Annotated in this window: 7 protein-coding genes; 3 read left to right on the top strand and 4 right to left on the bottom strand. The window is 68.8% G+C overall.

All coding sequences use genetic code 11. The features are described 5' to 3' along the window. Positions 1-79 precede the first annotated feature (79 nt). A complete protein-coding gene (uvrC, locus tag AC1D2E_RS10720; protein WP_478197383.1) occupies positions 80-2,038 on the bottom strand; it encodes an excinuclease ABC subunit UvrC in 1,959 nt (652 codons plus the stop codon). Positions 2,039-2,043: 5 nt separating this feature from the next. Then, positions 2,044-2,526 (bottom strand): OsmC family protein, encoded by a 483-nt coding sequence (locus AC1D2E_RS10715; protein ID WP_478197382.1) that lies wholly within the window; start codon positions 2,524-2,526, stop codon positions 2,044-2,046. 47 nt (positions 2,527-2,573) lie between these two features. On the opposite strand from AC1D2E_RS10715, the gene earP reads away from it, so the two are divergent. From earP to AC1D2E_RS10700, 3 genes are all read left to right on the top strand, one after another. Beyond that, positions 2,574-3,644, top strand: a complete 1,071-nt coding sequence (gene earP, locus AC1D2E_RS10710; protein ID WP_478197381.1) for an elongation factor P maturation arginine rhamnosyltransferase EarP — start codon at positions 2,574-2,576, stop codon at positions 3,642-3,644. Between the two features lie 146 nt (positions 3,645-3,790). Continuing rightward, positions 3,791-4,345: an elongation factor P gene (gene efp, locus AC1D2E_RS10705; RefSeq protein ID WP_478197380.1), complete on the top strand. Its 555-nt coding sequence runs from the start codon at positions 3,791-3,793 to the stop codon at positions 4,343-4,345. A 118-nt stretch (positions 4,346-4,463) separates the two neighbouring features. Further along, positions 4,464-5,336, top strand: coding sequence for an LOG family protein (locus tag AC1D2E_RS10700; RefSeq protein ID WP_478197379.1), 873 nt, complete (start codon positions 4,464-4,466; stop codon positions 5,334-5,336). A 40-nt stretch (positions 5,337-5,376) separates the two neighbouring features. Here AC1D2E_RS10700 and AC1D2E_RS10695 read toward each other — a convergent pair whose 3' ends face one another. Both AC1D2E_RS10695 and AC1D2E_RS10690 read right to left on the bottom strand, forming a co-directional pair. Beyond that, positions 5,377-6,558 carry an MFS transporter gene (locus AC1D2E_RS10695; protein ID WP_478197378.1) on the bottom strand — a complete coding sequence of 394 codons (1,182 nt, stop codon included), beginning with the start codon at positions 6,556-6,558 and terminating at the stop codon, positions 5,377-5,379. Between the two features lie 58 nt (positions 6,559-6,616). Continuing rightward, positions 6,617-7,963: a DNA recombination protein RmuC gene (locus AC1D2E_RS10690; protein WP_478197377.1), complete on the bottom strand. Its 1,347-nt coding sequence runs from the start codon at positions 7,961-7,963 to the stop codon at positions 6,617-6,619. Positions 7,964-7,966: the final 3 nt, after the last annotated feature.

Genomic DNA, 7,966 nt, shown 5'->3' with positions numbered 1-7,966 from the left:
CCCCCACGCTCCCCCACTGCGTGTGGGTCGCTGCCCCCCAAGGGGGCCGCAGGCCGCCTTGGGGCGGCCCGGCGCCGGCCTAATGCAAGGCGCGGTAGATCTCTTCGGCCAGGTCGAAGGCGATGCCGTCGACCGACGCGATGTCCTCGACGCTCGCCGCCGCCACGCCGCGGATGCCGCCGAATCGCTGCAGCAGGCGCGCGCGCCGCTTAGGCCCGATGCCCGGGATGTCCTCGAGCTGGCTGCCGCCGACCCGCACCTTGGCGCGCTTGGCGCGCATGCCGGTGATCGCGAAGCGGTGCGCCTCGTCGCGGATCTGCGCCACCAGCATCAGCGCGGCCGAATCGCGGCCCAGGTACACCTTCTCGCGCCCGTCGGCGAACACCAGTTCCTCCAGACCGACCTTGCGGCCCTCGCCCTTCTCGACCCCGACGATCAGCGACAGCGGCAGGCCCAGTTCGCTGAACACCTCGCGCGCCATCGACACCTGGCCCTTGCCGCCATCGACCAGCACCAGCTCGGGCATGCGCGCCGACCGGGTGCCCGGCTTCGCATCGGCGCCGGCGGCATCGCCGGCCGGCGGCGCCTCGGTCTCGGCTGCCATCGCCTCGGCCAGCTTGCCGTAGCGGCGGTGCAGTACCTGGCGCATGGCCGCGTAGTCGTCGCCCGGCGTGATGCCCTCGATGTTGTAGCGCCGGTACTCGCGGTTCTGCATCGCATGGTGCTCGAACACCACGCACGAGGCCTGGGTCGCCTCGCCCGCGGTGTGCGAGATGTCGAAGCACTCGATGCGAAAGGTGTCGAGGTCGTCGGGCACCAGTTCGAGCGCATCGACCAGTGCCCGCGTGCGGGCCTGCTGCGAGCCTTCCTCGGCCAGCAGGCGGGCCAGTTGCAGCCCGGCATTCTTGCTCGCCATCTCGAGCCACAGCCGGCGCTGCTCGCGCGGCTGGAACACGGCCGTGATGCGCGTCCCGGACTGCTGCGACACGGCCTCGATCAGCTCGCGGCTCACCGGCTCGCTGAGCACCAGCGTGGCAGGCACCGGCACGTCGATGTAGTGCTGGGCAATGAAGGCCTCGAGCACCTGCACCTCGACCGCGTCAGCCGGCGGCGGACTGTCGTCGCCCTCGGCCTCGGCATGCTGCATCTGCGACGCGTCCTCGACGTGCACCGGGAAGTAGGCCCGGTCGCCCAGGTGCCGGCCGCCGCGCACCATCGCCAGGTTGACGCAGGCCTTGCCGCCCTGCACCTTGACCACGAGGATGTCGACGTCCTTGTCGGAGGCGATCTCGATCGACTGCTGGTGCAGCACGCGCGACAGCGCCGACATCTGGTTGCGCAGCTCGGCCGCCTGCTCGAACTGCAGCTTCTCGGCATGCGCCATCATGCGGGCCTCGAGCTGCGTCAGCACCGCCTGCGTGTCGCCCATCAGGAAGGCCTCGGCGTTGGCCACGTCCTGCGCGTAGGCCTCGGGCGTGATATGGCCGACGCAGGGCGCGGTGCAGCGCTTGATCTGGTAGAGCAGGCAGGGCCGCGTGCGATTGGCATAGACCGTGTCCTCGCAGGTGCGCAGCTTGAACACCTTCTGCAGCAGCTGGATCGATTCCTTCACCGCCCAGGCGCTCGGGTAGGGGCCGAAGTAGCGGTGCTTGCGGTCGACCGCGCCGCGGTAGTAGGCCAGGCGCGGGAAATCGTGCGAGGCGATCTTCAGGTACGGGTAGCTCTTGTCGTCGCGAAAAAGGATGTTGTAGCGCGGCTTCAGCGACTTGATCAGGTTGTTCTCGAGCAGCAGCGCCTCGGCCTCGGAGCGCACCACGGTGGTCTCCATGCGCGCAATCTTCGAGATCATGTGGCCGATGCGCGTGCCGCCRTGGTTCTTCTGGAAGTAGTTCGCCACCCGCTTCTTGAGGTTGCGCGCCTTGCCCACATAGAGCACCGCGCCGGCGGCGTCGAAATAGCGGTAGACGCCGGGCAGTTGCGGCAAGGCCGCCACTTCGCTGAGCAGTTGATCGGAATGCGCGGGTCGGGTCTCTGACATCGTCTTCATTGTGGCGTGGCGGCCGCCAGCAGCGGCTCGCAGCGCACCTCGGTCCTGACCGAGTTGGCGATGAAACACTGGTCGTGCGCCGAGTGGTGCATCGCCTCGTGCTGCTCCGGCGACGGCAGCTTGTCGCCCGAGAACTGCACCACGGGGCGCAGGGTGACGACGGTCATCGCGATCTTCCCGTCGGCGTTGCGCCCCATCTTTCCGCTGGCGCTGTCGGCATAGCGTTCGACGCAGAAACCGCGCGAGGCCGCGATCGAGAGGAACCACAGCATGTGACAGCTCGACAGCGAGGCGACGAAGGCCTCTTCGGGATCGACCGCGGAGGCGTCCGACAAGGGCAGCGGCACCACGTGGGGCGAGGACGAGCCGGCCCATTCGGCGCCGCCGTCGAAGCGGATGGTGTGGCGGCGGCTGTAGCGGTTGCCCAGAAAGTCCTGGTCGCCGCGCTGCCAGAGGATGTCGGCCGAATGGTGTGGCATGGACGCTGTCTCCGGTGTCTTCATGAGGGGCTGTAGAGTATCCCGCGATGCGCTGGGAAATTTTCTGCAAGGTGATCGACAACCATGGCGACGTCGGCGTCTGTTGGCGGCTGGCGACCGGGCTGGCCGCCGAGGGCGACACGGTGCGGCTGTGGATCGACGACCCGGCCGCGCTGGCGTGGATGGCGCCGGACGGCTGCGAGGGCGTCACGGTCATCCACTGGACTGCGGTCGATGCGGCGCGCGCGGCCGCCGAGGCCCCGGCACCGGACGTGCTGATCGAGGCCTTCGGCTGCGATCCCGCGCCAGAGGCCGTCGCCCGCTTCGCCGAACAAAGACGCCGGGACGGCGCCAGCCACCGCTGGATCAACCTGGAATACCTGTCGGCGGAACCGTACGTCGAGCGCCTCCACGGGCTGCCCTCCCCGGTATTCCGGCAACCCGGCGCTGGCCTGACCAAGCATTTCTTCTACCCGGGATTCACCGCGCGCACGGGCGGCCTGCTGCGCGGGAGCGGATTGATGGCACGGCGCGAGCGCTTCGACCGCGCCGCCTGGCTGGCGCGGCAGGGCATCGCGTGGCAAGGCGAACGGCTGGTCTCCCTGTTCTGCTACGAGCCGCCGGCGCTGGCGGCCTTGCTGGCGCAGTTCGAGCACGCGGCCGGGCCGACCCGCCTGCTGGTCACCGCCGGGCGCGCCAGCGCCGCGTTGCCGCCCGGCCCGGCGCAGCGTGGGGCGCTGGCCATCACCTGGCTGCCCGCCCTGCCGCAAGCGGAGTTCGACCACCTGTTGTGGGCCTGCGACCTCAATTTCGTCCGCGGCGAGGATTCGCTGGTGCGGGCGCTCTGGGCCGGCGCGCCTTTCGTCTGGCAGATCTATCCCCAGGACGACGACGCCCACCACGAGAAGCTCAACGCCTTCCTGGACTGGCTGGAGGCGCCGCCTTCGCTACGCGCCTTCCATCACCTGTGGAGCGGCATCGGCGCCGGCGAGCTGCCGCTTCTGGACCCCGCGACCCTCGCCTCCTGGGCCCGCACCACGCAGGCAGCGCGCGCGCGACTGCTCGCGCAGGACGACCTTTTGACCCGGCTTCGGCGATGCATCGTCCAAAAAAGCTAAAATTGCGGGCTTTGCGGAATTCCGACGCCGTACCAGCCCGCGGGTTGGGTCAGTCGAAGCTTCCGCTGAACCCGCCGCGGTGAATGCGCCAGAGGGCCAAAGGGCCTGACCGTGCTCCGAGCGGCCAACATCCAGAGACCCTGTTTATGAAAATCGCTCAAGAAATCCGCGCTGGCAACGTGATCATGCACGGCAAGGACCCGATGGTCGTCCTGAAGACCGAATACAGCCGCGGCGGCCGCAACTCCGCCACGGTGCGCATGAAGCTCAAGAGCCTGATCGCCAACTTCAACACCGAAGTGGTCTTCAAGGCCGACGACAAGATCGACCAGATCGTGCTCGACAAGAAGGAGTGCACCTATTCCTACTTCGCCGACCCGATGTACGTCTGCATGGACACCGAGTACAACCAGTACGAAGTCGAAGCCGAGAACATGGGCGACTCGCTCAACTACCTCGAGGACGGCATGCCGGTCGAAGTGGTGTTCTACGACGGCAAGGCGATCTCGGTCGAACTGCCGACCAGCGTCGAGCGCGAAATCACCTGGACCGAGCCGGCCGTCAAGGGCGACACTTCGGGCAAGGTCATGAAGCCGGCCAAGATCTCCACCGGCTTCGAGATCGGCGTGCCGCTGTTCGTCGCCCAGGGCGACAAGATCGAAATCGAYACCCGCACCGRCGAATACCGCAAGCGCGTCTGAACGGCTGCGACTCGGCGAAAAGGCTCCCGCGGGAGCCTTTTTTGCGTATCTTTTCCTGAAACTCCACAAAGCCGGCCCGGAACCTGCAACGCGCACAATCCAGAACCGTTATTCCGGCATGACCATGCACAACAGCACACACGACCTTCACGACAAGCGGCTGGCCGACGCCTGGGCCACCCTGCAGGCCCATTCGGACAAGGGGCTGCCGCTGCACAACGACCCTTCGCGGCTGGCCTTCGCCGACCCCGAGTTCCTGCTGCGGCGCGAAACCCGCGGGTTGCGCATGCAGCTCGAGCTCATGAAACCCGACCTCGAGATGCGGGCCCACGGCATCGAGAACACGGTGGTGGTGTTCGGCAGCGCGCGCTTCCGCAGCGAGGAGGAATCGGGCGCGTTGATCGCCCAGGCCGAGGCCGCCGGCGACAGCGCGGCGGCCGACCGCTGGCGCAAGCTCGCGCGCAGCTCGCATTACTACGAAAAGGCGCGCGCCTTCGGCAAGATGGTGGCGCAGTACAGCAACGACCGCGAGCCGCAGGACAAGCTCTTCGTCTGCACCGGCGGCGGGCCCGGCATCATGCAGGCGGCCAATCGCGGCGCCTACGAGGGCGGCGGCCTCTCGGTCGGGCTGGCGATCGCGCTGCCGATGGAAGAGGAAGCCAATCCGTACGTGACGCCGGCGCTGAGCTTCAAGTTCCACTATTTCGCGATCCGCAAGATGCATTTCATGATGCGGGCGAAGGCGCTGGTGGCCTTCCCGGGCGGCTTCGGCACGCTGGACGAACTGTTCGAAGTCATCACGCTGGTGCAGACCCGCAAGGCCAAGCCGGTGCCGATCGTGCTGTTCGGCTCGGACTATTGGAAGCAGCTGGTCAATTTCGAGTTCCTGGCCGAGGAAGGCGTGATCTCGCCCGAGGACGTGAAGCTGATCGAGTACGTCGATGCGCCCGCCGATGCGTGGGACTACATCAAGACCTTCTACAAGCTGTAGCTCGCCCCCAGCCGGCCGGGGCAAAGACGTCAGTGCGTGGTCAGTGCGTGACCTCGCTGCGCGGGACCTGAAGTCCGAACACCGAGCGGGTGCCCAGGGCCACCACGCCGCCAACGATCCAGAACACGCCGGCGACGCCGATCAGCGCGCCGGCGGCGCCGAACAGCATCGGCATGGCGACGCTGGAGGCGTTGAGCGTCATCACGCGCAGGCCGAGCGCCTCGCCGTGGCGGGCATGCGGCGTGATCTGGTGCAGCATGCTCATCACCATCGGCTGCACTGCGCCGAGCGCGATGCCGAGCACCACCGAGCAGGCGCCCATGCCGAGCGCCGAGCTCATCAGCGGATAGACCGCGAACACCAGAGCCGTGACCCCATTGGCCGCCGCGATCACGCCGCGCTCGCTGGCGCGCGAGGCCAGCATCGGCAGCAGCAGGCGGATGCCGGCCGCGGCCACCGCGAAGGCGCCGAGGATGGTTCCGATCATCGAGGCGCTCAGGCCGCGCTCGTGGCCCAGCAGCGGCAGCACGAAGGTGTGGACGTCCCAGGACGCGGACTGCAGCCAGTTCACGAACAGCAGCCGCCTGAACATCGGCTGGCCGAGCAGGTCCCAGGCGCGCGGCCTCGGCGCGCCGGCGGCAGGCCGCGACAAGGGCAGTTCGGCCGTCCCGCGCGCCAGCAGCCAGCAGGCGATCGGCAGCAGCGCCAGCAGTCCGAAAGCCACGCGATAGCCGATCAGGTCGCCGGGCACCGGCCCGGCATGGTCGATCAGCAGCCCGGTGGCAAAAGGCCCGACGAAATTGGCCGCCGCCGGCGCGATGGCCAACCAGCTGAACACCTGCTTGAGCTGGGTCGGGTTGGTGGCCGCGCGGCCGACATGGCGCTGCAGCGCGATCACGGCGATGCCGGTGGCGCCGCCGGTCAGCAGCGCCGCCAGGCAAAGCACCGGGAACACCGGCCAGGCGCCGGCCAACGCGGCCCCGCAGGTCGCCGCAGTCACCGCGATGCCCAGCGGCCGCCGGAGGCCGTGCCGATCGGCGAAACGCCCGGCCGGCAGCGCCAGGAACACCTGCGTCAGCGCGAACAGCGCCAGCAGCATCCCGACCGCCGCCGGGCTGTAGCCCTCGCGCAAGGCCAGCAACGGGGCCGCCAGCCGGGTGCCCGTCATCGCCGCGTGCAGGCAGACCTGCGCGAGGATCAGGCGCAACAATCCAGCATTCATAGGTGAACCTGCGTGCTCCGCACTGCGGTGCGAACGCCTTCGGGCGGCCGGGCGGCGCTCACGGGGTGCCGTCGTCCTCGTCGTCGGTCAGCGGCAGCAACGCCTGGGTCTGCGCCTCGGGCAGCGCTTCGACCTTGCGCAGCGCCAGCCGCATCTGGCGGGCGCGGGTGTCGGCCTTGTCGAGCGTGTCGGAGGCCTTGGCCACCTGCTCCTTGATGCGCGCCACCCATTCGCCGTAGCGCTCGAACTCGGTCTTGACCGCGCCCAGCACCTTCCAGACTTCGGAAGCCTGGTGCTCCAGCGCCAGCGTTCGAAAGCCCATGTGCAGGCTGTTGAGCATGGCCAGGAGCGTGGTCGGGCCGGCCAGCGTCACGCGGTGCTGGCGCTGGATCGCATCCATCAGGCCGGGACGGCGCAACACCTCGGCGTAGAGGCTCTCGACCGGCAGGAACAGGATCGCGAAGTCGGTGGTGTGCGGCGCCGCCAGATAGTTGTCGGCGATCGACCGGGCCTCGGTGCGGATGCGTGCCTCGAGTGCCTTGGCGGCCAGTTCGGCTGCGGGCGCATCGGCGCGCTCGTGGGCGTCGAGCAGGCGCTCGTAGTCGTCACGCGGGAACTTGGCATCGATCGGCAGCCAGACCGGCGCGCCGTCGCCGCCGCGGCCCGGGAAGCGGACCGCGAAATCGACCCGCTGGCCGCTGCGCGGCTTGGTCTCGACCTGCCGGGCGTACTGCTCGGCGGTCAGCACCTGCTCGAGCAGCGCCTCGAGCTGCACCTCGCCGAACACGCCGCGAGTCTTCACGTTGGTCAGCACGCGCTGCAGGCTGCCGACACCCACGGCCAGCGACTGCATCTCGCCCAGCCCCTTGTGCACCTGCTCGAGCCGGTCGGCCACCTGCTTGAAGCTCTCGCCGAGCCGGGCCTCGAGCGTGCTCTGCAACTTCTCGTCGACCGTCCTTCGCATCTCGTCGAGCTTGGCCGTGTTGCTCTGCTGCAGCTGCGCGAGCTGGGTTTCCATCGTTGCGCGCACTTCGGCGAGCCGGCGCGCATTCGATTCGCTCAGGCCCTGCAGCTGCGTGTTCAAGGTGTCGGCCAGCGTCTTCTGGAGCAGCGCGAGCTGCTGCGCGAAGGCGTCGATCTGCGCGTTCTGGGTCCGCGTGGATTCCGCCCCCTGGTGCAGCAGCGACTGCTGGAAGGTGGCGAACGCCTGCGTGCTTTCCTGTCGGGCGCCGCGCGAGCTTTCACTGATCTCGCGGCGCAGTTCGCGCTCGATGCGCTCGTTGCCGGCAGCCAGCGTGGCGACCAGCGCCGCTTGGTCGGGCGCCGGCGGCGGGCGCAGCAGCAGCCACAGCACGAGCGCGATGTTCAGGGCCGCGAGGGCCAGCAGGATCCAGAGTTCGACCACGAC

The sequence above is a fragment of the Variovorax sp. P1_H2 genome (genome assembly GCF_056405295.1).
This window is presented reverse-complemented; position numbering and strand designations above follow the sequence as displayed.

What these genes read in the sequence shown, in the direction of transcription:
- earP (WP_478197381.1), top strand. Translation starts at nt 2,574, where the DNA reads ATGCGCTGGGAAATTTTCTGCAAGGTGATCGACAACCATGGCGACGTC.
- AC1D2E_RS10715 (WP_478197382.1), bottom strand. Translation starts at nt 2,526, where the DNA reads ATGCCACACCATTCGGCCGACATCCTCTGGCAGCGCGGCGACCAGGAC.
- AC1D2E_RS10695 (WP_478197378.1), bottom strand. Translation starts at nt 6,558, where the DNA reads ATGAATGCTGGATTGTTGCGCCTGATCCTCGCGCAGGTCTGCCTGCAC.
- AC1D2E_RS10700 (WP_478197379.1), top strand. Translation starts at nt 4,464, where the DNA reads ATGACCATGCACAACAGCACACACGACCTTCACGACAAGCGGCTGGCC.